Here is a 1,261-nt window from a genome sequence, read left to right on the forward strand (position 1 = left end):
GTCGAGCGCGACGACATCGTGCTTGGCATYGGCGATGACGCTGCRCTGCTGCAGCCGCGCCCGAACGAGCAACTGGTGGTCACCGCCGACACCCTCAACAGCGGCGTGCACTTCCCGGCCGAAACGCCGGCGTTCGATATCGGCTGGAAGACGCTGGCCGTCAACCTGTCCGACCTCGCCGCGATGGGCGCGCGCCCGGCGTGGTGCACGCTGGCGCTGTCGTTGCCGGAAGCCAGCGAAGACTGGATCGAGGCCTTCGCCGACGGTTTCTTCGCACTGGCCGACCAGCACGACATTGCGCTGATTGGTGGCGACACCACACGTGGCCCGCTGTCGTTGTCGGTTGCCGCGATGGGGCAGGTCTCACGTGGCCAGGCGCTGCGTCGTGATCGCGCACAGATTGGTGATGACATCTGGGTCAGCGGCACCCTCGGCGACGCTGCCGGTGCGCTGCGGCTATGGCAGCAGGGTGCACTGAACGTCGCCGCCGCCACGCTGCTGGCCGACTACGAAACCCTGCGCCTGCGTCTGCTGCGTCCCACGCCGCGGGTGACCCTGGGCCTGCGCCTGCGCGCGTTCGCACATGCGGCGGTGGATATCTCCGATGGCCTGTTGGCCGACCTTGGCCACATCGCGGCACGCAGCGGCGTGCGCGCCGAAGTCGATGCCGACGCGTTGCCGATGTCGGCGGCGCTGCGCGAACTGCTGGGCCGCGATGCTGCCCGTGAGTGCGCGCTGCACGGTGGCGACGATTACGAACTGTGCTTCACCGCCGCCGCCGACCAGCGCGACGCGTTGCACTTCGTTGCCGAATCGCTGGATCTGCCGATCACTCGCATCGGCCGGATCATGGAAGGGCAGGGCGTGCATACCGAAGGCCATGATGGCCCCAGCGGGTACGAGCACTTCGCCTGAAGCACGGCGGGTCGGATCCTTTTGCAACGCAAAGGGCTCTGACCCCAACCTGACGCTATCGCGGTGTTGTGGTAGGTGCCAACCAAGGTTGGCATGCCGTCTCGTTCTCCATATGGTCTTGCGGCCATGCCAACCAAGGTTGGCATCTACCAGAAGCGATGCAGCTTTCGCTCAAGCTGCGTGCACTTGCAAACTGACATATTCGGCCAGCCCACGGCAGGCCAGTATCAATCCCTCGCGCACGTCATCGCCCACCTGCTGCCCCTCATCGCCGTCCACGCGTACACGCTCGATGGCATGCAGTAGTTCCAGCAGCAGTGTCAGCCCGGCATTGGCACGGTCGAGG

General features: G+C 66.2%; 1 protein-coding gene. It reads left to right on the forward strand.

Annotated features, from left to right (window positions below):
- The coding region (gene thiL / locus AB4Y84_RS21925) for a thiamine-phosphate kinase (RefSeq protein WP_442250967.1) at window positions 1-915 on the forward strand (915 nt) is incomplete at its 5' end.
- Window positions 916-1,261 lie beyond the last annotated feature (346 nt).

This window comes from Stenotrophomonas sp. 2YAF22 (assembly GCF_052114665.1).
In the GTDB taxonomy this organism is placed as follows: domain Bacteria; phylum Pseudomonadota; class Gammaproteobacteria; order Xanthomonadales; family Xanthomonadaceae; genus Stenotrophomonas; species Stenotrophomonas indicatrix.